The following is a 22,208-nucleotide window of genomic DNA, read 5'->3' on the forward strand; positions in this document are numbered from 1 at the left end:
AGAGGTTCATATCATGCGTTTGACATTGTCCACGTTGGTTCTGGGACTTTTGGTCGCTCAAGGTGCGATGGCTGCCGGTGATGGCACCGCGGCTGTTGGCGGTGGTATTGGCGGTGCACTGGGTAACGTGGTCGGCCAGCAAATGGGCGGCAGCACAGGTGCAGCGATTGGCGCAGGTGTGGGTGGCGCGGCGGGCAGTGCGGTTGGCGCACCTAAAGGCAGTCGCACCGCAGCGGCCGTTGGTGGTGGTTTGGGCTCGGCGGGTGGCTCGGTGATTGGTAACAGCCTCGGTGGCTCGACCGGTTCCACTATCGGCGCAGGCCTGGGCGGTGCAGCGGGTGGCGCGGTGGGCAATAACCTGGGCACCGACAGTGGCAGTTCCCATTCCGGAAACGGGCACAAAAACAAACACAAGAATAAACACAGGAATAAACATCGCTGACCCGATCGCGAATGACAGTAGAAACCCGGCCTGGCGCCGGGTTTTTTCGTTTGCGCGAGAAGGACTCCGGAACGTTTGCTCCCAGTCTGCCTCGAACTTCATACACACCTGAATATCGAGAGGTATGCCATGACGCCTGAAACCGAAGGCAAGGAAGAAAAAGGTCCGAGCGGACTACCGTTTATCAATGATCCGGGTAATGAAGATCCGGGGTCGCTGATGGATGATGCAACGGTGCCGCTCAACGATGCCGATGAGGCGGGTGACATGGGCCAGACAGAGTTTGAAGACGAGGATGACGACGAAGACGAGCAATGATTAGCCGCTGCGATCGGGGCGACCGATCGTCCCCCTGATCGAACTGCGTTCGTCACGCTGTCATCAAAATGTCAGGACCTGTTTTTCAGGCCCCTTGAGAGGTGACTTATGAACGCTGGCCCGAAAGACACCGATGACGATACCCCGGAGTACCCACTGCCTTCGCCGACCGACTCGCTGAGTCGCGATCAGCGGCCGCCGGATGATGACGAGGCGGGGGTGGAGCAGGTGCCTGATAGTGATGTAAAGCGAACTGATACTGATGTTGAAGCGTTGCCTGATGATCCGGATGTTGCAGGGGGAGATGGAGCTCACGAACCGAGTTAGATTATATTTTGTGGTCTTTCACCGCGTCGTCTTTAAGCTCGGCTGACTTTTTTTGTTTTCCAATAAAATCATTCCTCCATAAATCAAAGAAAGCTATTTGTTCGGAAATATCCTTGACGATGTTTTCGTCTTCATAATCGAAGGTGCGGACAATATCTTCGAATGATGCTGATTGCCCCAAAGTCATCTCATAGGCTACTGACCCATTGCTCATCTGAGAGCACATTCGCGATGGGAATACATTAAGTTTTGATCCTTTGCAAAGAAACTTTATTTCAGGAAATTCCTTGCGGATTTGTGCGAGGCAAAAAAATTGGTCGTGGTCGCTGTATGTTTTTCTGAATCCGTTTTCTCTTATAAAGGTTAAAGAGTCTAGATGCGCTTCAATTATTGCATTTTCAATTTTTGTGCCTGTTTTAAGTTTTATTTTATGTCTGAGCATCTGCGTTCTCGTTGTAATGTGGCGGCTGTGGAGTTTAAGTAATAAATGTTTCCAGGGTGGCGGGTTTTTATGGCGTTTCAGAATTGCCTTTAGATTCCTGGCCGCGTATGGTCAATGAAATTCCAAGTGACTCCAGCCAACGTTTGTAAAAAGTTCTTTGCTCTTCGATATTATTGGTGAGGTTTTCGTCTTCGTAATCAAAAATTCTTACCAGGTCCTCTTCCTCACTAGGGATCCCTAGTTTCAGTTCGTATGCAACAAGTCCGGTGGACATTTGCGAAGACATGCGAGAGGGATGAACATTCAGTTTGGCGCCTTTGCATAGAAATTTTATTTCAGGGTGGTCAGCTCTTAATAAACCGAAGCACGCATACATGTCATAGTCGCTGTAAGTTTTGGTTAGGCCATTTTTCATTATAAAAGTTAGTTCAAGCTTTCTCCTGTTGCATTGAATTGTGGCTGTTTCAATGGTTCCGTTATTGTCTATTGATATTTCTAGGTCTTTCATGGTCATTTCCTGAAAGGGTTGGGTATTGAATAGCCTTTATAGCTACCATCCTCATAAACGGGCGTAGCACCGACGATGTCATCGTTTTTTATGCCTCCCGGGACAGCTATTTCTACTTCGCGTCGATGAGGGGACATTAATCCAAGTTCTTTGTTTACATCGAGCCCACTTATATTTTTTAGTACATAAACATAACCGTCGGCAATCCAGTGGCCCGTGGCAAATTTTTTCGCTTGTTTTTCCTCTGTCGAAGTACTAACAAAGTAGCTTGGAGGGTTTTTGTTATCTACTGCGTGCAGGTACAGGTCTTCGCTGTCTCCCCATGGCTCAAATCCCCCCTCAAAAATTTCCCACGGTTCTCGCTCGTCACCTCGGTACAAATAATAGTTATCCTTTTTGATATTTGGAGTTTTGGGCTCCCCCTGATCAACCGTAACCCTGTCCACCAGGTCCTTGTCACCAGATGAAGTCCGCTTACACCCGTCCCCTCCCGGACACTCACTCAACCCCAACGGATCAACCCACCCCGTCGGACTCCGCGTGTACTGGTACTGATTCAATCCCCCGGCCAGCTTGCTCGGATCCGGCGTCAGGTACCGTCCAACATCCGGTTGGTAATACCGATGGCGGTTGTAGTGCAGGCCGCTCTCGGCATCAAAGTACTGCCCCTGAAACCGCAAGGGCTGGTCGAGGATCTGGTGGGTGTCGCGGTTAAGGCGGGTGAGGCGGCCATAGGCGTTGTATTGGGCTGCCCAGACGATTTCGCCGCTGTAATCCGTCAGTTCCTGCGGTGTACCGAGGTGGTCGAGTTGGTAATAGAACGGGCATGCCTTTAGCGGTCCCTTGCCATCAAGCATGGCCAACGGACGGAAAGTGCCCGGTTCGTAAACGTAACTGCGGTAGTGCTCGCGGCTGCTTTCGGCGACGAGGTGGTCGCCTTGCCAGAAGAATTCTGTGGTTTTGCCGTCGACGGTTTTGCCGATGCGGCGGCCGAAGGCGTCGTAGCGGTAGCTGGCGCAGCGGCCATCCGGGGTGGTGACGCCGATCAGCCGGTGCTGGCAGTCGTAGCGGTATTCGGTGACCAGTTTTTGCCCGGTGCCGCGGCGTTCGCGGATCAGGTTGCCGAAGGCGTCGTAGTCATAGCGCCGGTCGCCCTGCCTCAGCAGGCGATTGCCGTTGACGGTGGTCGGGCCGGGGCGGTCCTGCATCAGCAGGTTGCCGGCCGGGTCGTGGGCGAAGCTTTCCGGTGGCTGGTCGCGAGAGTGGCGGACGCGGGTCAGTCGGTTGAGAGGATCGTAGTGGTAACTGCGCTGGCCGTGGCGGCTGTCGGCGAGGCTGTCGAGATTGCCGTTGAGGCTGTAGGCATAATCGCGGCGGTACAGCGGTTGCTGGTGTTGGCTGACGGCATGCGCCTTCAGACGGCCTTGATCGTCGTAGGAGAATTCGCTTAGCAGTAGGCCTTGCTGGCGCTGCTGTTCGCGACCGAAGGTGGATTGGTGGGTGGTGAGCCGCGTGCCGTTGAGATCGATGGCGGTCAGCGCGCCGCCCTTGGCGTGGCGATAATCGAGTTTGCTGCCGTCCGGCAGACGCATCCGTTTGAGCTGGCCGCAGGCGTCGTAGCCATAACGCAGGGTGCCCCAGCCCTGGTGTTCGGTGATCAGCCGATCCTGTTGGTCGTACTCGAATTCCAACGGGTGATCGTGACCGTCGTCAACGCTGACCAGCCGTCCCAGGCTGTCGTAGCAATATCGAATCTTGATGCCGTCGGGCAGGGTCTTGACCAGCAAGCGGCCGGCCGAGTCTCGTGCATAAGCGGTGACGAGTTGCGAGCCATCGTCGCCAGCCTCGGTTTTCTCCAGCAGATGACCGTTGAGGTCGTAGGCATACGCGGTGCGACGGCCGTCGAATCCGGTTTCCTGTCGGATCAAGCCATTGGGCGTGTAGTCCAGCCGATATTTTTCGCCTGACTCGTTTTCGATCTCGGTGAGTAACAGCTGTGCGTTGTCGTAGCGATAACGCAGCTGAGTTCCGTCGGGATTGATCCGGCGGCTGACCAGGTGCAAATCGTCGGCGTATTCGTAACGCGTGACGCGGCCCAGTTCGTCGCGCTCGGCGGTTATCTTGCCGTAGGCGTTGTAGCTGAAGGCGCGGACGGTGCCCGTGGGAAGCGTCGTAAGAACCAGCCTGCCCACGGCGTCCCATTGATAGCGGGTGACCGCACCATGTTCGTCCTGACGAGTCGTCTGCCGGCCCAACGCATCGTAGGAAAACCGCCGCTGACCACCGCCCGGCAAGGTTTCTTCGACCCGTTGCCCCAAGGTATTCCAGACGAAGAGATGACGGCTGTTGTCCGGGTAACGGATCGACAGCAACTGACCTTTTTCGTCGTAGTGATAGTGGGTCGTCTCACCGTCAGGATCGGTCGCCTCGGTGATGTCACCCTGAGGGTTGCGCTGGTACTTCCACACCGCTTTGCCGCGATACCGCGCGTGCAGGAAACCGTTGCGGTACTCGTAGGACGTGGGCTCGTCCTCCGATGGAATCAGCGCAATCAGCCGTCCGACATCGTCGTAACGGTACTCAGTGACCGCGCCCTGCGGATCCTGCTCGGCAACCAGACGGCCCTTATCGTCATAGGCCTTTAGCGCTTCGCCACCTTCCAGCCCGACCCGGCGTACCAGGCGTGCGCGGTCGTCGTGTTGATAAACCTCTTCACTGCCATCACTGTTGCGGACCGTGACACTGCCCGCGTCATCCCAGACATACCGCGTGTCCATTTGCGAAAACGACGCCCAGTGTCGGACGCATCGCACAGCCTTGCCGGACCCTTCCCACTCCCAGAAGAAACTCGCGCCACCGGCCAGTTGCCGCTGCAAAATGACCTGCTGGCCGTCGTAGTCGTAGCGTTCGCTTTCACCGAGGGCATTGGTGGCTTCGATCAAGCGATGACAGGCGTCGTAGCGATAGGCAACCAGTGTCTGCTCGGTACGCCAGGCGTCTTCCAGCGTGGCAGCTGGGTGAAAGCTCTGATACTCGACGGCGACGAGGTGTCGGCGCTCATAGCGCAATCGCAGTGAACGCCCTGCGCCGCTGTCGAGGCGCGTGATTCTGTCGGATCTGTCGCGCTGCACCGTCAGCCGGTTGCCATAAGCGTCGCTGATCGCCGTCAGTCGTCCTGTCCGGAAGTGGTAAAAGCGCGTTGCTTCGCCGGCCAGTGCGAGGACCAGTTCTTCCGGCTCACCCCCCAGATAAATGGCCGCCCGCGACAGGCTGTTGTGGATGGCCGGTCGTTCGCTGTTCGGCAGCGGGAAAGTGATGCAGCGGTTTTCGTGGTCGATCCAACTGACGTTGTCGCCATCGATTTCCAACCGGTGCGCCAGGGAGTGACTCCAGCCAAATCCGAGCCCGCCGTCGATTTCGACGGCACTGGTGCGATAAACGCGGGTGAACTCGAACGGCAACAGACCATCCAGCGAGCCATCGATCAGCGTCAGCAGTTCTTCGCCGGTGACCATCGACACCGGGCAGCCGTTGGTCGCGGTGTTGTCCGCTGAATCGACACTGTCGCCGTTCGGGTTTTTCGCCGGGGCGGAGGCATCATCGCGATGTTCCTGCCGGGTCAGGCGGGTCCTGGTTTGGGATTTGTTGCGGGCAATGGCGAGTGGATTGTTGACCTGCACAACCGCTGATTGACGGTCGGTAATGCGCATTGGAACCGCTGGCGCAGGTTTGAGCGGCGCATCCCGGGCATTGACCATCAAAGGTTTAAGCGCACCTGCGTGACGGGTAAGGTCAGCGCTTGCCGTGAGCCCGGCCAGGCGCGAACTTGCCGCCGCCAGCCATTGTCGGGCTCGTTCGGACTTGATCTTGCCCAGTACTTTGGCGCTCATGCCGACGTGCAGTCCGGCAGGCCCCGTGAGGCGCACCAGCAGGAAACCGATCAGTATCTCTGTACGAATTTCCGCCACCACCTCGGCGACGTACTGCGGTGGCAACAGGCGCAACCAACTGGTGAAGGCCGCGAGGTGAATGAACATCAACGGCTCATCGCTTAACACCAGCAGGACGTTGGCGATGGCTTCGGTCGATGCGTTCAACAGCGTTTCGAGCTCAACCTCGCTCAGGTACTCCAGGAGTTTTTCGCTGTTGGCTTGCAGGTCTGCCATCAGGGCAAATACCTGCTTCACGTCATCCCACAAACCGTGCAGCGATTTCTCGAAGCCACGCCAATCGGCCCGCTGCAGCAGGCCATAGCGTTCAGTGAAACCTGCCTCGGTAAAACCCGCCCACAGCGGTTGAAACTCGGTTGTCCATTCGTTGCGCAACCAACCTTCAAGTTCGTCGATCACGCTTTGATAAGAGGCGTAAAGCGCTTTGACGTGTTCGGTGGATACGTCGGGAAAGAACGTGATGCGGTAACGCTGGCCACGCCAGCATTCAGGGATTTCGAGAATGCCGCTGGGGCCAATGACTTTGTGAATCGGCTCGCCAAACGTCGGTAAGCCGTTGTCCTCGGCCAGCAGGGGTTCGAGCATCACCGGCGTATCGCCGATCGGCACGAAACGCGCAGCTTCAAACAGGTGCACCAGGGTCAACGGGCCGCTGGCCGGGCACGTGGCGAGTGTCGAACTGACAGGCGCGGTGGAGTCCTTCGGTGCACTCAAGCGAACGTCGTTGCCGACCTTGAACACCTGCTCGACGTCCAGCGCCCAACCGGTCCAGAAGTTTTCCGCCCAGGCCTCGTAGTCGTTGAGGCAGAGGCGAAAATCCCCGAGCAACGCTTCGACGTCCGGTTGCCCCGGGTTCATGGCGGCGACCACGAGCAATCCGATGGCGTTGTTCAAGGCCAGGACCTTGTCGGGGTTGAACATTCGCAGTCCCTCGCGCGGATCAATTTTGATCGCGAGACTTTGCGGGGGATCAACGGGGAAAGAAGTCGGGAAAGGAGGCGTTTGGTGTAGGGCAAATCGCTAAATCATCGGCAGCACTTCCGAACCGGTGCTGGACCGTCGGGAGATTGCACGTTGCTCTATGTCGGCCGCGCTCGTTATGCTGCTGAACCCTTTAATCAAATCCGCGATTCAGCCGTACTGGAGTCGGTCGGGATGTCATTAAAAACGGATCAGATGCGATGAATGCACCGCTGAAAGAGTTCGGCCCGATCAAAGCCGTGATTTTCGATATGGACGGCTTGCTGCTGGACACCGAGGGCATTTACACCGAGGTTACGTCGATCATTGCCGGGCGCTATGGCCGGACCTTCGACTGGAGCGTCAAGCAGAACATCATCGGCCGCGGCGCGGGCGATCTGGCGCGTTATGTGGTCGAGGCGCTGGAGCTGCCGATCACCGCCGAGGAGTTCCTGGTGATCCGCGAGCCGCTGATGCGCGAGCGTTTTCCTACAGCGTTGGCGATGCCTGGTGCAGAGGAGCTGGTTCGGCATTTGAAGGCCAACAACATTCCGATTGCGGTGGGCACCAGTTCTTCGCGTCAGTCGTTCGGCCAGAAAACCACGTTGCACCGCGACTGGTTTGCGCTGTTCGACTTCATTGTGACGGCCGATGACCCGGAGGTTGGCGCAGCCAAACCGGCGCCGGATATCTTCCTCACGGCAGCACGACGCCTGGGCGTTGCGCCTGAAGATTGCCTGGTGTTCGAGGATTCGCCGTTCGGTGTCACGGCGGCGAAAGCGGCGGGGATGACGGCGATTGCGATTCCCGATGCGGCGATGGCTGACGAAAAATACGCACACGCGGATGGCATTCTTCGTACGTTGAAAGCGTTCACGCCAGGTGCTTGCGGTTTGCCCGCGCTTGAGTGGGCTTAACGCGACAGGCAGCAAGACACAGGCAACTGTGGGAGCGAGCAAGCTCGATCCCACAGTTTGTGTGTTGACTGATCCGTATCAGGCACCGAAACCGCCGTCGATAGTCAGGCTGGCACCGGTGATGTAACCGGCTTCCGGCCCCACAAGGTAAGCGACGAAGCTGGCGATCTCTTCCGCTTTACCGTAACGACCCACCGCCATCAACGGGATCAGGCTTTCGGCGAAGTCGCCGCTGGCCGGGTTCATATCTGTATCGACCGGGCCCGGTTGCACGTTGTTGATGGTGATTCCACGCGGGCCGAGGTCGCGGGCCAGGCCCTTGGTCAGGCCGACCAGCGCCGATTTGCTCATGGCATAAGGGCCGCCACCGGCGAAGGGCATGCGGTCGGCGTTGGTGCTGCCTATGTTGATGATGCGACCGCCTTCGGTCATGTGTTTTGCGGCAGCCTGGGTGGCGATGAACACGCTGCGGACGTTGATCGCCAGCGTCTGGTCGAAGTCTTCGAGTTTGAAATCTTCCAGCGGGGCCACGGCCAGCACGCCAGCGTTGTTGACCAGGATGTCCAGGCGTCCGAAGGCTTTGACGGTGGCGCTCACGGCGTTGCGAATGGCCTCGGCGTCGGCACTGTCAGCCTTGATGGCCAGCGCTTTGCCGCCGCTGCCGGTGATGCTGTGTTGCAGTTCTTCGGCCTTGGCCGTGGAGCTGACGTAGGTGAAGGCAACGGTCGCGCCTTCAGCGGCCAGGCGTTTGACGATGGCAGCGCCGATGCCGCGGGACCCGCCTTGAATCAAAGCCACTTTGCCGCTGAGGTTCTGAGTAGTCATGTCGATCTCCAAAATCCCGAGGCGAGATGTCTCGGTTGATGGAGCCTAGTATCGATTCCCGATTACACGCTGAGTAGCCGGTAATTGCGATAGTCTGTGTAAACCAGAAGTTTATAGTGGCGCCTATGGAAACCTTCAGCAGTATCGAATGCTTCGTGCGCAGTGCGGAAGTCGGCAGCTTTGCCGAAGCCGCGCGGCGACTGAGCCTGACACCCGCAGCGGTGGGCAAGAGTGTGGCAAAACTTGAGGCGCACCTCGGCGTGCGGCTGTTTCAGCGCAGCACCCGCAGCCTGACGTTGACCGAGGCCGGTCAGTTGTTTCTCGGCGAAGTCAGTTCCAGTCTGCTCACCATCCAGAATGCGGTGGCAAACCTCGCCAGCGCCGAAGGACGCCCGGCCGGTACGCTGAAAGTCAGCATGGGCACGATGTTCGGCCGTTTGTATGTCGTGCCCCTGTTGGGCGAGTTTCTGCGGCGGTTTCCGGCAATCAACCCGGATTGGCATTTCGATAACCGACAGGTCGACCTGATCGCTCAGGGATTCGATGCCGCGATCGGTGGGGGATTCGAGCTGCCGCAAGGCGTTGTGGCGCGCAAGCTGACGCCAGCCCATCGGGTATTGGTGGCTTCAGCCGACTATCTGGCGGAGCGCGAGGCGATCGTCGAGCCCGATGATCTCAAGCATCACGATGGCATCCTCATTCGGTCGCCGCAGACGGGGCGCGTGCGTTCCTGGCAGTTGACCAGTCGCACTCGGCAACACAGTCCCCTGACACTCAAGGCGCGGATGACCATGAGCGATTCGGAAGCGGCCTGTGCGACCGCGGCTCAGGGGTTGGGCATTGCGCTGGTGAGCATGCCGTTTGCCGCGGGGTATCTGGAGGCCGGAACGTTGCTGCGGGTGTTGCCCGATTGGTATGTCGACGATGGCAATATTTCTATCTATTACGCTGAGCACAAATTGTTGCCGGGCAAGACTCGGGCGTTTGTGGATTTCATTATTGAGCAGTTTGCGGAGCAGGGATTGGGGGCGCGGTTCAGTGCGGTTTGAGCCTGGCTTTGGACAGCGATGCTGCCATCGCGGGCAAATAGGGGATTTGTGAACGGCATAGATCCCTGTGGGAGCGTGGCTTGCCCGCGATGAACGATAACGCGGTCTACCGGCCAAACCGCCCCGGCCACCCAACGATGTTCTTCGGCCGCGGCGCGGCATACGTCCGCACTTTCGACGTCGACAACCCCAACCGCACCAGCGATTCGGCAATGGTCACCGCCGCCGTCACACCATCCACCACCGGAACCCCGGTGCGCCGGCGTATCTGTTCATCCAGCCCGGCCATCCCGCCGCAGCCGAGGCAGATCACCTCGGCCTTGTCTTCAACCACCGCCCGCTCAGCCTGACGAACAATCGCTTCCAGTGCCCGCTGCGGATCGGCTTCCAGCTCCAGCACCGCCAGACCACTGGCTCGCACCGAGGCACAGCGGTCCCAGAGCCCGGACAGTTTCAGGCGGTCTTCGATCAGCGGCACCGTCCGGTCCAGCGTAGTGACGACCGAATAGGCATGACCGAGGAACATCGCCGTGCTCGCCGCCGCATCGGTGATGTCCACTACCGGCACGTTGAGCAATTCTTGCAAGCCTTCGCGACCGTGCTCGCCATAACCGGCCTGGATCACCGCATCGAAAGGCTGGTCGTAGGACATCACCCGGTCCATTACAGCGATGGCCGCCAGGTAGCTTTCGAAATTGCCTTCGATGGAGTCGGCGCCGAAATGTGGCGTCAGGCCGATGATTTCGGTGCCTGGCGCGGCCACGGCTTGCGCCGAACGCGCAATGGCCTGGGTGATGGATTCAGTGGTGTTGACGTTGACCACGAGAATTCGCATGGGAAGTCCTTATAGCGGGTGGTTCTGCGGCCCGACGATGCCGGGCCGTCATGGGGTTAATGGCTGACGTTGTCGACCGCGATGGCTTCACCGCTGACGTCGGCGTAGTGGGGCTGCCGCTTGGCGATAAGCAGGTAGAGCATCCCGGCAATAACGGCGCCGATCAGCCAGGAGAAGGGTGATACGAGGTGGAAACCCGGCACCAGCGCCAGGATGATGGCGATCAGCGCTGCAGGAATGAACGCCGCCACCGCACGTAAATTGACGCCACGGCTGTAGTAATAAGCGCCGGCGGGATCCTCGCTGTACAACTGCGGCACGTTGACCTGACCTTTTCGTACAAGCCAGTAGTCGACCATGATCACGCCATACAACGGGCCGAGCAGGGCGCCGAGACCGGACAGGAAATACACGATCACCAACGGGCTGTTGTAGAGGTTCCACGGCAGGATCAGTACCGCAATGGTCGCGCTGATCAGCCCGGCGCGACGGAAGGTCAGGTATTTCGGCGCCAGGTTACTGAGCACGAAGGCCGGGGCGACGAAGTTGGCCATGATGTTCACCGCCACGGTGACGATCAGGAACGCCAGGCACCCGAGCACCAGAAAGAAGGTGTTGGGAATCGACGCGATGATTTCCGTCGGACTTTCGATGATCCGGCCGTTGATCTGAAATTGCGCACCGCACAGCAGGACGGTGATGCCGGCGAACACCAGAATATTCACCGGCAGGCCCCAGAAATTTCCGACCTTGATCGTCTTGCGGCACGGCGATGAACGGGCGAAGTCGCAGAAGTTGAGAATCAGCGTGCCGTAGATCGCCAGCCACAACGCGCCGCCAGCGAAGATATTGCGCCACATCTCGCCGCCGGTTAGCGGCTCGCGGATCGACCAGGCGATGGTCGCGTCGGCCTGAAAGTACATCCAGGCGGCGAGGGCCGCGACGGTCAGCAGAATGACCGGCCCGGCAAACGCTTCGTAGCGCCGCACCATTTCCATGCCGTAGGCGAGGATCGCCAGTTGCACCAGCCAGATGGCGACAAAACACACCCAGCCCAGGCTCGACAAGCCAAGGATCGAATCGTGATCGTAATCGGCGAAGCCCGGATGCACCGCTGTCAGCAGCACGCGAAACACAACCGAGGCGAGGTATGTCTGAATGCCGAACCAGGCGATGGCGATCACGGCGCGGATCAGTGCAGGAATTTGCGCCCCGTGGATACCGAAACTGATCCGGCTGATGACCGGAAACGGCACCCCGGTTTTCTGGCCCATGTAGCCGGACAAGTTCATGAAGCAATACACCAACGCTGCGCCGATCCCAAGCGACAGCAGAATCTGCCAGCCGCCCAGGCCCAGCGCATACAAGCCGATGGCGAAGGAGTAGTTGGCGATGTTGTGAACGTCGTTGGTCCACAGCGCGAAAATGCTGTATCGGCCCCAGCGCCGGCCTTCGGCTTTGGTCGGCGCCAGGTCTTTGTTGTGCAGTCGCGGGCTGAGCACCACAGGTTCTTGAAAGGTCTGATCGTGAGCGGTGGGTGGAAAGGAGGGCAGATCCAGCGCGATGTTGTTGTTGGAGAGGCTAGTACGCATTCCGGCAGGCTCCGAGCTTGGCGTCGCGATGACTGTGCATGAGCGTTGGCTCGACAAATCTTCGTCGCGGGCGACAAGCATCATTGGTTACGGGGCATCTGCAGCCTGTACGGGATAGGGCGCTTCAGGCTTGCGGATCTTGAGTGTGTGTATGTTTTGAGTTGATTGTATACAAAACATGTATGCACTTAAGCCAGATCCATGCCAGCCACAGGTCTATCATTTTTGCTGCTAATTTCGTTTTGTTATCGATATGAAATAAGTGGTTGAAATCAAGGCGATAAAAATTGACCGGATGAACAGGTATTTATTTTTCGGAGGGATTCGCTAGGGAGGCCTAGGAAGGAATTCAGGCAGGGCGGATGTAACAATTTGGGTCGAAGAAACAAAAAGTGCACACATAAATGGCACCTATGGTGACATTCGTGTGTACACATTTGTAGGCGGAACACTAACCCTGTGGGAGCGAGCCTGCTCGCGATTACGGACTGACATTCAACATTATTGTCGACTGTTACACCGTTATCGCGAGCAGGCTCGCTCCCACAAGGGATTGCACAGGGTAGGGGATTACACCTTCGACTTGCTGATAATGTTACCGGCGTGCAACCCGCATTCTTTCTGCGTCGCCTCTTCCCACCACCAACGACCTTCACGCTCGTGCTGGTTCGGCAGCACCGGACGGGTGCACGGCTCGCAGCCGATGCTGATGAAACCGCGCTCATGCAGGCTGTTGTAAGGCAGTTCAAGCATGCGGATGTAACCCCAGATCTCCTCGCTGGTCATCTGCGCCAGCGGATTGAATTTGTACAGGGTACGTTCCGGGGTGGAGAAGGCAGTGTCGATTTCCAGCACCGCGACGGCGCTGCGGGTGCCGGGGCTCTGGTCCCGACGCTGGCCGGTGGCCCAGGCGGTCACGCCGGACAATTTGCGGCGCAGCGGCTCGATCTTGCGGATGCCGCAGCACTCCCCATGGCCGTCCTTGTAGAAGCTGAACAGGCCTTTTTCCTTCACGAACGGTTCAAGTTTCGCGTAGTCCGGGGACACCAGTTCGATGTCGATCTTGTAGTGCTCGCGCACTTGATCGATGAAGCGGTAAGTCTCGGGGTGCAGACGGCCGGTATCGAGGCTGAACACTTTGACGTTCTTGTTCAGCTTCCAGGCCATGTCTACCAGCACCACGTCTTCGGCGCCGCTGAAAGATATCCACAGGTCATCGCCGAACTCGGCAAACGCGAGTTTGAGGATGTCCTGGGCGGATTTGTTGGCATAGGTCGTGGCGAGTTCCACGACATCGAACGATGGGCTCATCAGGGCGGCTTCCTACAGGTCGGTGGCGCTGGGCGCTCTATATGGGCCTGATGGTAACAAAATCCTGCGGTGGCTGGCGCGCCCTCTGCGTTGCGCCCGCCCGCCCGAGTCGCTAGAGTTCGGCAGTCCTTTTGCTCGCTCGACTCAATAATCAATACAAATGGGGTGTCTTGTGGAAATTGCCTGTCTGGATCTGGAAGGTGTGCTGGTCCCGGAAATCTGGATCGCGTTCGCCGAAAAAACCGGGATCGAATCCCTCAGGGCCACCACCCGGGACATTCCCGACTACGACGTGCTGATGAAGCAGCGCCTGCGGATCCTCGACGAGCATGGCCTGAAACTCGCCGATATCCAGGAAGTGATCGCCACGCTCAAGCCGCTGGACGGCGCTGTCGAGTTCGTCAACTGGCTGCGCGAGCGCTTTCAGGTGACGATCCTGTCGGATACGTTCTATGAGTTTTCCCAGCCGCTGATGCGTCAGTTGGGCTTCCCGACCTTGCTCTGTCATCGTCTGATTACCGACGACGCCGGGCGGGTGACGAGCTATCAGCTGCGTCAGAAAGATCCGAAACGTCAGTCGGTTCTGGCGTTCAAGAGCCTTTATTACCGAGTGATTGCAGCGGGGGATTCGTACAACGACACCACGATGTTGGGCGAGGCGGATGCGGGGATTCTGTTCCATGCGCCGGATAACGTGATTCGCGAGTTTCCGCAATTCCCGGCGGTGCACACCTTTGAGGATTTGAAGCAGGAGTTCATCAAGGCTTCGAATCGGGCGTTGAGTTTGTAGTCGCAACCCTGTGGCAGCTTGCTCCCGCTCGGCTGAAGACCAGCCGCAAAACCGGCGTATGCGTTCTGACTGAAGGTGTGCGGCGTCTGGTTTTGGGGGCGCTTCGCACCCCAGCGGGAGCAAGCTCCCTCGCCACAAGCTAAAGGTTTTGCAGGGTGTCGAGCAGTACTTTCACCTTGGTGATCGATTCCTGATACTCCGCCTGCCACTCCGAATCCGCCACGATCCCGCCGCCGCCCCAGCAACACACCTGCCCGTCCTTCACCAGCAAGCTGCGAATCGCGATGGAGCTGTCCATCTCGCCGCGCACGTCCAGATACAGCAATGAACCGCAATACAACCCGCGTCGGGTCGGCTCCAGCTCATCGATGATCTGCATCGCGCGAATCTTCGGCGCTCCGGTAATCGAGCCGCCCGGGAAGCTGCCGGCGATCAGGTCCAGGGCATCACGGTCATCCGCCAGTTCACCGGTCACGCTGCTCACCAGGTGATGCACATTCGGATAGCTTTCCAGACTGAACAACTCAGGCACCCGCACCGAGCCGATACGGCAAGTGCGGCCCAGATCGTTGCGCAACAGATCCACGATCATCAGGTTTTCCGCGCGGTCCTTGGGGCTGGCCAACAATTCGGCGGCGTTCGCCGCATCTTCGGCGGCAGTCAGGCCACGGGGACGGGTGCCTTTGATCGGGCGCGTTTCAACGTGGCGTTCGCTGACTTTGACGAAGCGCTCAGGCGACAGGCTCAGCACCGCGCCACCGGCGGGCAGGCTCTGGAAGCCGGAGAAGGGCGTCGGGCACGCCGCGCGCAACGCGCAGTAAGCGGCCCATGGATCGCCTTCGCACTCGGCGCGAAAACGCTGGGCGAAGTTGACCTGGTAGCAATCGCCAGCCTGGATGTACTGCTGAATACGCTCTAGTGCCTGGCGATATTGATCAGCGCTCAGATCGGCCTGCATCGGCGCTTTCAGTTGAAATGCCTCGACCGCTGCGACCGCAGGTTGAGTGAACAGCGTAATCAGACGCTGACGTTCGCTGTCGATCAGTGACGGGTGGAACACCAACTGACTGGTCATCCGTTGGTGGTCGCTGATCAGCGCCCAGTCGTAGAGTCCGAAACGCGCATCGGGCAATTGAAGATCGTCCCGCGCCTGACTAGGCAGGTGTTCCAGATGCCGACCGAAGTCATAGCTCAGATAGCCCATCAAGCCGCCAGCGAAGGGCAGATCAAACGGAACTGCCGCTTCGCCGAGTCGTGTCAGGTTTGTGCGCAGACGCTGAAGGAAATCGCTGCCACTTTCGTCAGGCAACACCGTCAGTTGCTCGAGCGGCCAGGCGCTGAGCAGGTCATAACGCCCGCGATCGGCCGTTGGCCGGCCACTGTCGAGCAGCACGGCACCAGGAGCATGACGGATCGCCGCGAAGTACTCGGCGGGGTTGGCGCGATAGGGCAGCGGGTGTACGGAACAGGTCAGCATGGGCGGGGCAGATCAGCCATCGAGGCGGGGTGGCGATTGTAGTCCCCTCGGGGAATTGCTCCTAGAGGGGATGTCGCGAAGTGACCGATTGGCAGCGGCTGGCGCTAGGCCTGTGGCGAGGGAATTTATCCCCGTTGGACTGCGCAGCAGGCCTGATTTTGGGGCCGCTTCGCAGTCCGACGGGGATAAATCCCCTCGCCACAAGGTCAGCCTTCGACGGCCGGAATATGCCCGAACATCTCCTGAACAAACTCGACCCGCTCCTGCACCGTCTCGGTGATCCCGCGAGCCTTCAGCTCTTCCAGTCGCGCCTCGACCGCATGGGTGCGCAACGTCAGCCCGCAATCATTGGCAATCTGGATGTTCAGCCCCGGCCGGGCATTCAGCTCAAGAATCAGCGGTCCCTTTTCCTGGTCCAGCACCATGTCGACACCGATGTAACCCAGCCCGCACAGCTCGTAACAGCCGGCGGCGAGTTTCATGAAACCGTCCCAGTAGGGCAGTTGCACACCGTCCACCGCGTTGGTGGTGTCCGGGTGTTTGGTGATGATGTTGTTCAGCCAGGTGCCGCGCAGGGTCAGGCCGGTGGCGAGGTCGACACCGACGCCGATGGCGCCCTGGTGCAGGTTGGCCTTGCCTCCGGACTGGCGCGTCGGCAGGCGCAACATCGCCATCACCGGGTAGCCCATCAGCACGATGATGCGGATATCCGGCACGCCTTCATAACTGATGCTTTTGAAAATCTGATCGGGTGTCACGCGGTATTCGATCAGCGCACGATCCCGGTGACCGCCCAGCGAATAGAGGCCCGTCAGGATGCTGGAGATATGGTGCTCGATTTCCTCATGGCTGATGATCTTGCCGGACACTGTGCGATAACGCCCCTCGAAACGGTCGGCAACCACAATGATGCCGTCGCCACCCGCGCCCTGGGCCGGTTTGATCACGAAGTCGTTGCGTCCGCCGATGATCTTGTCGAGGTTGTCGATCTCTTTCTCGGTGGAGATCACGCCATACAGTTCCGGCACATGAATGCCGGCGGCGATCGCCCGCTCCTTGGTGATGATCTTGTCATCGACGATCGGGTACAGGCTGCGCTTGTTGTACTTGAGCACGTAGTCTGCGTTGCGCCGGTTGATCCCCATGATGCCCCGGGCTTCGAGGGCCTTCCAGGTCTTCCAGAAGCCGAACATCAGACGTCAGCCTTCTTCAGGAACGCCTTGAAACGCACCAGTTCAGTCAGGCGATAACCACGATAGCGTCCCATCGCCAGCATGAAGCCCACCAGAATCAACAGGACCGCCGGGAAGGTGAACACGAAGTAGGTCAGCTCTGGAACGCTCATGATCAGGTGTGCCAGGGTGGCGGCAAACAAGGTGCCGATCGCGACTTTCATCGCATGCCCGGAACCGCGTTCTTCCCAGGTAATCGACAGGCGCTCGATGGTCATGGTCAGAATCACCATCGGGAACAGCGCCACGGACAACCCGCGCTCCAGGCCGAGCTTATGGCTGAACAGGCTGATCGCTGCGATCAGCACCACCACAAACGTCAGCACCACCGACAGCCTTGGCAACATCTGCAGTTTCAGGTGCTCAAGGTACGAGCGCAGCGAGAGCCCCAGCGCGGTGATGATGGTAAACAGCACGATACCGAAGCCGAGCTGGGTTTCGCGGAAGGCGAGGGCGATCAGCACCGGGGTAAAGGTGCCGAGGGTCTGCAAGCCGATCAGGTTGCGCAGGATCAGGATCACCAGCACGCCGATCGGGATCATCACCATGATCATGAAGGTCTGCTGGGTTTGCAGCGGCAGGCCGTACAACGAGTATTCGAGGAAGTTGGCGTCGGTGTTTTCGTCGGTCAGCTTGGCCAGGCGAATGGCGTTCATTTCGCTGTTGTTCATGCTGAACGTGACGGTGGCTTTCTTGCCGCCATCGACAGTGATCAGGTTTTCATCGCCGGTCCACCACAGCAGGCGGTCGGTCGGCAGGCCTTGCTCGCCGGTTTCCGGGTTGAAGTACAGCCAGTCGGTGCCGTTGAAGCTGCGCAGCCAGAGTTCAGGTGTTTGCGGTTGGTCGGCGACCAGACGGATGGTGTGGACCTTTTCCACCGGCACGTGGGCGATGGACAGCACCAGTTCAACGATTTTGGCCTTGTGCCCACTGGACGGATCACCACCCAGCAACAGTTTCACGTTGTCGTCATTGACGTTGTTGACCCGCTTGATCGCCTCGCCAATGAAGGTTTCGACGTCGGCCGAGTGCTGGCGAATCGGCGCGAGCAGGGCTTCGGCGGCGATTTTTTCCGGGCCTTCGACGGCGATGCTGTCGCGGAAGGTCGGGCCTTTGATCTTGGATTTTTCACCGGTGTAGCGCTTGGTCAGCACCAGGCGGTAATAAAGCGTCTGGTTGCCCTTGGCCCGGCGCGCCGACCAGGTGACCTTGCGGTTGCCGTCGACGCGATTCACGGCCACACCGTAATTATTGGAGATGAAGCTTTCATTCAGGCTGACGTAATCGCGGCTCAGAGGCGGCACGAACATCTGGATCTTGACCGGGTCCTTGGCACTGGCGACGAACTCGACCTTGGCGTCGATGTTCCACAAGTCGTCGGTGGCGTCTTCGGTCACGGGAATGCCGAGCACGAAAATCTGATAGGCCGTAACTGAAATGCCCAGCACCACCAGGATGGCGATCAGCATTTTCAGATGGAGGGTAAGAGAGCGCATTGGAATTACTCTGCGGTATGAGCGTCGGTGGCGCAGGCGGGTTTGCCAGCAGCGTATTTAAGGCTGGGGTCGACCAGCGCATCAAAGCGCTTGAGCGCTTCGGAGCCGATCAGGAGCGGATATTGGAAGGCACTTCGGTCGGTCAAGTTCACTTCGATGCTGCGTAAAGCCGAACCCATGCAGATATCCAGCTCGATCACCGGACGGGCGGTGTATTTCTTGCCTTCGTCCGGATCGTAGTCGCCGGCGCGGCGCTTGATCTTGCTGACGCGGGCCAGTGGCCGTTCGATCGGGTGCGAGTGCGCCGCGTCGATCGCCAGATAGAAGCGCACCCAGGATTCGCCGTTGCGCTTGAAGCGTTTGATGTCGCGGGCGCTCAGGGAGGCGGTTTTCGCCCCGGTGTCGAGTTTGGCCGCGACTTCCAGGTTGATGCCGTCCAGCGAGGCGTACTCGTTGAGGCCGTACACGGTTTTTTCCCCCGCCGCGGCGACACCGGGCAGGCAGAGCATATAAAGGAAGGTGGGGAAGGGCTTGAGTCTCATAAATCCTGGTGCGCAGCGGTCCGTGTTTCGATTCAAGGCCCTGGCATCGCTGCGCAAGCTCCCTCGTATGCCTATCAGCTATTTATGACAGGCCGTGCAGATGTCACAAACAAATGCGGGCGGCATTCTAGCACGGTGGTTTCATGGCGCCAGCGCCGGGAGGCGGCTATAAACAGAGATGCTGCTTCGTTATGGTGCGGCCGGTTATTAGACGATTGTCGACAATATCCATTTATCCTTTGACTGCCAGGCCTATATTCGCTAGTTTTTGCCGCATCAGCTTTCAAGGTGTCGACAATATGCTGGATCAACTCGATCCCCCGATCATTGCTCAGGACGATTCGGAAACACTTTCCGAGAACGTCTTTCGACGCATTCAGGCGGCCATCGTCAAGGGCGAGATCGCCCCGGGCAGCAAAATCTCCGAGCCGGAACTGGCGCGCACCTATGGCATCAGTCGCGGTCCGCTGCGCGAAGCGATCCACCGTCTGGAAGGCCAGCGCCTGCTGGTTCGCGTGCCGCACGTCGGGGCGCGAGTGGTTTCCCTGAGTCACGCCGAGCTGCTGGAACTCTACGAAATCCGCGAATCCCTCGAAGGCATGGCCTGCCGTCTCGCGGCGGAACGCATGACCGTCGAAGAAATCGACGAACTGCGCCACGTCCTTGAAACCCACGAGCGCGATGCGGCGTTTCAGGCCGGTGTCGGTTATTACCAGCAGGAAGGCGATTTCGACTTCCACTACCGAATCATCCAGGGCAGCGGCAACCGCACCCTGACGCAGATGCTCTGCGGCGAGCTTTATCAACTGGTGCGCATGTACCGCATCCAGTTTTCCACCACGCCCAATCGCCCGCGCCAGGCCTTTGCCGAGCACCACCGGATTCTCGACGCCATCGCCGACCGTGACGGTGAACTGGCCGAGTTGTTGATGCGCCGCCACATCGGCGCTTCCAAACGCAATATCGCCCGTCATTACCAGGACGGCGCCACTAAGACAGCCACTGAACGAGGTGAGTCATGAGTTCCAACAAGAGCACTCCAGGCCAGCGTTTCCGCGATGCGGTCGCCAGCGAACATCCGCTGCAAGTGGTCGGCGCGATCAACGCCAACCATGCGCTGCTGGCCAAGCGCGCCGGTTTCAAGGCGATTTACCTGTCGGGTGGCGGGGTGGCTGCCGGCTCACTCGGCGTGCCGGACCTGGGCATCACCGGCCTGGACGACGTGCTGACCGACGTGCGCCGCATCACTGACGTCTGCGACCTGCCGCTGCTGGTGGACGTGGACACCGGTTTCGGCTCCTCGGCGTTCAACGTCGCGCGCACCGTCAAGTCGATGATCAAGTTCGGCGCGGCGGCGATTCATATCGAAGACCAGGTCGGCGCCAAGCGCTGCGGTCACCGTCCTAACAAAGAAATCGTGTCGCTGCAGGAAATGGTCGACCGCATCAAAGCGGCGGTTGATGCGCGCACCGATGACAGCTTCGTGATCATGGCCCGCACCGACGCCCTGGCGGTGGAAGGTCTGGAGTCCGCGCTGGATCGCGCTGCGGCGTGCATCGAGGCTGGCGCCGACATGATCTTCCCGGAAGCGATCACCGAACTGGAGATGTACAAGCTGTTCGCCAGCCGCGTGAAAGCGCCGATCCTGGCCAACATCACCGAGTTCGGCGCGACGCCGCTGTACACCACCGAGCAACTTGCAGGAGCGGATGTGTCGCTGGTGCTGTACCCGCTCTCGGCCTTCCGCGCCATGAACAAGGCCGCGGAAAATGTCTACACCGCGATCCGCCGCGACGGCACGCAACAGAACGTGATCGACACCATGCAGACACGCATGGAGCTTTACGATCGCATCGACTACCACACCTTCGAGCAGAAGCTCGATGCGTTGTTTGCCGCGAAGAAGTAAAGATCCAAAGATCGCAGGCTCGTTTCACTCGGCAGCTCCTACGGGGATGTTGCCGGACGCGGTCGATGTAGGAGCTGCGGAAGGCTGCGATCTTTTTGGCAACACCCAAATTTGCCGATTCCCTAACAAATTCAAGAAAACTGGAGACAGCAATGGCCGAAGCAAAAGTACTCAGTGGCGCCGGGCTCCGTGGCCAGGTTGCCGGGCAAACCGCACTGTCCACCGTGGGCCAGTCGGGCGCAGGCCTGACCTACCGCGGCTACGACGTTCGCGAACTGGCGGCTGACGCCCAGTTCGAAGAAGTGGCCTACCTGCTGCTGTACGGCGAACTGCCGACCCAGGCGCAACTGGACGCCTACATCAACAAACTGGGCAAGTTGCGCGACCTGCCGCAAGCGCTCAAGGAAGTGCTGGAGCGCATCCCCGCGGATGCCCACCCGATGGACGTGATGCGCACCGGTTGCTCGTTCCTGGGCAATATCGAACCGGAGATGGATTTCTCCGAGCAGCACGACAAAACCGACCGCCTGCTGGCCGCGTTTCCGGCGATCATGTGTTACTGGTATCGCTTCAGCCACGACGGCAAACGCATCAACTGCGTGAGCGACGAACAATCCATTGGCGGCCACTTCCTGCACCTGCTGCACGGCAAGAAGCCAAGCGACCTGCACGTCAAAGTGATGAACGTTTCGCTGATCCTGTACGCGGAACATGAGTTCAACGCTTCGACCTTCACCGCTCGGGTGTGTGCATCGACCCTGTCCGACCTGTTCTCCTGCATCACCGCGGCCATCGGTTCCCTGCGCGGCCCGCTGCACGGCGGCGCCAACGAAGCGGCGATGGAAATGATCGAGCGTTTCTCGTCGCCGGAAGAGGCGGTCGAGGGCACCCTCGGCATGCTGGCGCGCAAGGACAAGATCATGGGCTTCGGCCACGCGATCTATAAGGACAACGATCCGCGTAACGAGGTGATCAAGGGCTGGTCGAAAAAACTCGCTGACGAAGTGGGCGACACCGTGTTGTTTCCAGTGTCCGAAGCCATCGACGCAACCATGTGGGAACAGAAGAGACTGTTCCCGAACGCTGACTTCTACCATGCGTCGACGTACCACTTCATGGGTATTCCGACCAAGTTGTTCACGCCGATTTTCGTTTGCTCGCGCCTGACCGGCTGGGCGGCGCATGTGTTCGAACAGCGAGCCAACAACCGCATCATCCGCCCGAGCGCCGAGTATGTCGGCGTCGAACAGCGCAAGTTCGTGCCAATCGAACAACGCTGAATGGTG

At 59.1% G+C, this 22,208-nt stretch carries 20 protein-coding genes; 9 read left to right on the plus strand and 11 right to left on the minus strand.

What is annotated here, in order from left to right; all coding sequences use genetic code 11:
* Window positions 1-13: 13 nt before the first annotated feature.
* The 3 genes from ACM6I5_RS06145 (at window position 14) to ACM6I5_RS06155 (ending at window position 1,087) form a co-directional block, all read left to right on the plus strand.
* Window positions 14-442: a glycine zipper domain-containing protein gene (locus tag ACM6I5_RS06145; protein WP_017337436.1), complete on the plus strand. Its 429-nt coding sequence runs from the start codon at window positions 14-16 to the stop codon at window positions 440-442.
* Between the two features lie 129 nt (window positions 443-571).
* On the plus strand, window positions 572-760 hold the full coding sequence (locus tag ACM6I5_RS06150) for a hypothetical protein (RefSeq protein ID WP_017337437.1): 189 nt from the start codon (window positions 572-574) through the stop codon (window positions 758-760).
* A 108-nt stretch (window positions 761-868) separates the two neighbouring features.
* Window positions 869-1,087, plus strand: coding sequence for a hypothetical protein (locus ACM6I5_RS06155; RefSeq protein ID WP_017337438.1), 219 nt, complete (start codon window positions 869-871; stop codon window positions 1,085-1,087).
* A gap of 1 nt (window position 1,088) precedes the next feature.
* Here the strand turns inward: ACM6I5_RS06155 and ACM6I5_RS06160 are convergent, their stop codons facing one another.
* The 3 genes from ACM6I5_RS06160 to ACM6I5_RS06170 form a co-directional block, all read right to left on the minus strand.
* On the minus strand, window positions 1,089-1,529 hold the full coding sequence (locus ACM6I5_RS06160) for a hypothetical protein (protein ID WP_017337439.1): 441 nt from the start codon (window positions 1,527-1,529) through the stop codon (window positions 1,089-1,091).
* Between the two features lie 67 nt (window positions 1,530-1,596).
* Window positions 1,597-2,037, minus strand: coding sequence for a hypothetical protein (locus tag ACM6I5_RS06165; protein ID WP_017337440.1), 441 nt, complete (start codon window positions 2,035-2,037; stop codon window positions 1,597-1,599).
* Window positions 2,038-2,039: 2 nt separating this feature from the next.
* A complete protein-coding gene (locus ACM6I5_RS06170) occupies window positions 2,040-6,908 on the minus strand; it encodes an RHS repeat-associated core domain-containing protein (RefSeq protein WP_414883410.1) in 4,869 nt (1,622 codons plus the stop codon).
* A gap of 260 nt (window positions 6,909-7,168) precedes the next feature.
* Here ACM6I5_RS06170 and ACM6I5_RS06175 point away from each other — a divergent pair, with 260 nt between their 5' ends.
* Window positions 7,169-7,864 (plus strand): HAD-IA family hydrolase, encoded by a 696-nt coding sequence (locus ACM6I5_RS06175; protein WP_017337442.1) that lies wholly within the window; start codon window positions 7,169-7,171, stop codon window positions 7,862-7,864.
* A gap of 78 nt (window positions 7,865-7,942) precedes the next feature.
* On the opposite strand, the gene ACM6I5_RS06180 is transcribed toward ACM6I5_RS06175, so the two are convergent.
* Entirely contained in the window at window positions 7,943-8,689 is a 747-nt protein-coding gene (locus ACM6I5_RS06180; protein ID WP_017337443.1) for a 3-oxoacyl-ACP reductase family protein, read from the minus strand.
* Between the two features lie 125 nt (window positions 8,690-8,814).
* Between ACM6I5_RS06180 and ACM6I5_RS06185 the strand changes: the two genes are divergently transcribed.
* Window positions 8,815-9,738 (plus strand): LysR family transcriptional regulator, encoded by a 924-nt coding sequence (locus tag ACM6I5_RS06185; protein WP_031318602.1) that lies wholly within the window; start codon window positions 8,815-8,817, stop codon window positions 9,736-9,738.
* 106 nt (window positions 9,739-9,844) lie between these two features.
* Here ACM6I5_RS06185 and ACM6I5_RS06190 read toward each other — a convergent pair whose 3' ends face one another.
* The 3 genes from ACM6I5_RS06190 to ACM6I5_RS06200 form a co-directional block, all read right to left on the minus strand.
* The gene (locus ACM6I5_RS06190; RefSeq protein ID WP_017337445.1) at window positions 9,845-10,573 is read right to left on the minus strand and encodes an aspartate/glutamate racemase family protein; all 729 of its coding nucleotides are present in this window, start codon (window positions 10,571-10,573) and stop codon (window positions 9,845-9,847) included.
* A 56-nt stretch (window positions 10,574-10,629) separates the two neighbouring features.
* Entirely contained in the window at window positions 10,630-12,165 is a 1,536-nt protein-coding gene (locus ACM6I5_RS06195) for an NCS1 family nucleobase:cation symporter-1 (protein WP_017337446.1), read from the minus strand.
* Between the two features lie 570 nt (window positions 12,166-12,735).
* Window positions 12,736-13,476, minus strand: coding sequence for a phosphoadenylyl-sulfate reductase (locus ACM6I5_RS06200; RefSeq protein WP_017337447.1), 741 nt, complete (start codon window positions 13,474-13,476; stop codon window positions 12,736-12,738).
* Between the two features lie 172 nt (window positions 13,477-13,648).
* On the opposite strand from ACM6I5_RS06200, the gene thrH reads away from it, so the two are divergent.
* The gene (gene thrH, locus ACM6I5_RS06205; RefSeq protein ID WP_017337448.1) at window positions 13,649-14,266 is read left to right on the plus strand and encodes a bifunctional phosphoserine phosphatase/homoserine phosphotransferase ThrH; all 618 of its coding nucleotides are present in this window, start codon (window positions 13,649-13,651) and stop codon (window positions 14,264-14,266) included.
* A 139-nt stretch (window positions 14,267-14,405) separates the two neighbouring features.
* Here thrH and pabB read toward each other — a convergent pair whose 3' ends face one another.
* The 4 genes from pabB to ACM6I5_RS06225 all read right to left on the minus strand — a co-directional run bounded on the left by pabB (window position 14,406) and on the right by ACM6I5_RS06225 (window position 19,013).
* A complete protein-coding gene (gene pabB / locus ACM6I5_RS06210; RefSeq protein ID WP_017337449.1) occupies window positions 14,406-15,743 on the minus strand; it encodes an aminodeoxychorismate synthase component I in 1,338 nt (445 codons plus the stop codon).
* Between the two features lie 206 nt (window positions 15,744-15,949).
* Window positions 15,950-16,936 carry an alpha-L-glutamate ligase-like protein gene (locus ACM6I5_RS06215; protein WP_253438844.1) on the minus strand — a complete coding sequence of 329 codons (987 nt, stop codon included), beginning with the start codon at window positions 16,934-16,936 and terminating at the stop codon, window positions 15,950-15,952.
* Window positions 16,936-18,471, minus strand: a complete 1,536-nt coding sequence (locus ACM6I5_RS06220; protein WP_017337451.1) for an inactive transglutaminase family protein — start codon at window positions 18,469-18,471, stop codon at window positions 16,936-16,938. The genes ACM6I5_RS06215 and ACM6I5_RS06220 overlap by 1 nt, the downstream gene beginning before the upstream one ends.
* Window positions 18,472-18,476: 5 nt before the next feature.
* Window positions 18,477-19,013 (minus strand): ATP-dependent zinc protease, encoded by a 537-nt coding sequence (locus tag ACM6I5_RS06225; protein ID WP_017337452.1) that lies wholly within the window; start codon window positions 19,011-19,013, stop codon window positions 18,477-18,479.
* Between the two features lie 302 nt (window positions 19,014-19,315).
* Between ACM6I5_RS06225 and ACM6I5_RS06230 the strand changes: the two genes are divergently transcribed.
* The 3 genes from ACM6I5_RS06230 (at window position 19,316) to prpC (ending at window position 22,202) form a co-directional block, all read left to right on the plus strand.
* Entirely contained in the window at window positions 19,316-20,035 is a 720-nt protein-coding gene (locus ACM6I5_RS06230; RefSeq protein WP_193393024.1) for a GntR family transcriptional regulator, read from the plus strand.
* Window positions 20,032-20,922 carry a methylisocitrate lyase gene (gene prpB / locus ACM6I5_RS06235; protein WP_414883411.1) on the plus strand — a complete coding sequence of 297 codons (891 nt, stop codon included), beginning with the start codon at window positions 20,032-20,034 and terminating at the stop codon, window positions 20,920-20,922. The genes ACM6I5_RS06230 and prpB overlap by 4 nt, the downstream gene beginning before the upstream one ends.
* A gap of 152 nt (window positions 20,923-21,074) precedes the next feature.
* Entirely contained in the window at window positions 21,075-22,202 is a 1,128-nt protein-coding gene (gene prpC, locus ACM6I5_RS06240) for a 2-methylcitrate synthase (protein WP_017337455.1), read from the plus strand.
* Window positions 22,203-22,208 lie beyond the last annotated feature (6 nt).

The sequence above is a fragment of the Pseudomonas sp. IT-P171 genome, assembly GCF_949767765.1.
Classification (GTDB): domain Bacteria; phylum Pseudomonadota; class Gammaproteobacteria; order Pseudomonadales; family Pseudomonadaceae; genus Aquipseudomonas; species Aquipseudomonas fluorescens_B.

Coding starts and splice junctions, on each gene's coding strand:
- ACM6I5_RS06145 (WP_017337436.1), top strand. CDS start 14: ATGCGTTTGACATTGTCCACGTTGGTTCTGGGACTTTTGGTCGCTCAA.
- ACM6I5_RS06225 (WP_017337452.1), bottom strand. CDS start 19,013: ATGAGACTCAAGCCCTTCCCCACCTTCCTTTATATGCTCTGCCTGCCC.
- ACM6I5_RS06200 (WP_017337447.1), bottom strand. CDS start 13,476: ATGAGCCCATCGTTCGATGTCGTGGAACTCGCCACGACCTATGCCAAC.
- ACM6I5_RS06160 (WP_017337439.1), bottom strand. CDS start 1,529: ATGCTCAGACATAAAATAAAACTTAAAACAGGCACAAAAATTGAAAAT.
- ACM6I5_RS06215 (WP_253438844.1), bottom strand. CDS start 16,936: ATGTTCGGCTTCTGGAAGACCTGGAAGGCCCTCGAAGCCCGGGGCATC.
- prpB (WP_414883411.1), top strand. CDS start 20,032: ATGAGTTCCAACAAGAGCACTCCAGGCCAGCGTTTCCGCGATGCGGTC.
- ACM6I5_RS06195 (WP_017337446.1), bottom strand. CDS start 12,165: ATGCGTACTAGCCTCTCCAACAACAACATCGCGCTGGATCTGCCCTCC.
- ACM6I5_RS06190 (WP_017337445.1), bottom strand. CDS start 10,573: ATGCGAATTCTCGTGGTCAACGTCAACACCACTGAATCCATCACCCAG.
- pabB (WP_017337449.1), bottom strand. CDS start 15,743: ATGCTGACCTGTTCCGTACACCCGCTGCCCTATCGCGCCAACCCCGCC.
- ACM6I5_RS06180 (WP_017337443.1), bottom strand. CDS start 8,689: ATGACTACTCAGAACCTCAGCGGCAAAGTGGCTTTGATTCAAGGCGGG.
- ACM6I5_RS06165 (WP_017337440.1), bottom strand. CDS start 2,037: ATGAAAGACCTAGAAATATCAATAGACAATAACGGAACCATTGAAACA.
- ACM6I5_RS06220 (WP_017337451.1), bottom strand. CDS start 18,471: ATGCGCTCTCTTACCCTCCATCTGAAAATGCTGATCGCCATCCTGGTG.
- ACM6I5_RS06150 (WP_017337437.1), top strand. CDS start 572: ATGACGCCTGAAACCGAAGGCAAGGAAGAAAAAGGTCCGAGCGGACTA.
- ACM6I5_RS06185 (WP_031318602.1), top strand. CDS start 8,815: ATGGAAACCTTCAGCAGTATCGAATGCTTCGTGCGCAGTGCGGAAGTC.
- ACM6I5_RS06170 (WP_414883410.1), bottom strand. CDS start 6,908: ATGTTCAACCCCGACAAGGTCCTGGCCTTGAACAACGCCATCGGATTG.
- ACM6I5_RS06155 (WP_017337438.1), top strand. CDS start 869: ATGAACGCTGGCCCGAAAGACACCGATGACGATACCCCGGAGTACCCA.
- ACM6I5_RS06175 (WP_017337442.1), top strand. CDS start 7,169: ATGAATGCACCGCTGAAAGAGTTCGGCCCGATCAAAGCCGTGATTTTC.
- prpC (WP_017337455.1), top strand. CDS start 21,075: ATGGCCGAAGCAAAAGTACTCAGTGGCGCCGGGCTCCGTGGCCAGGTT.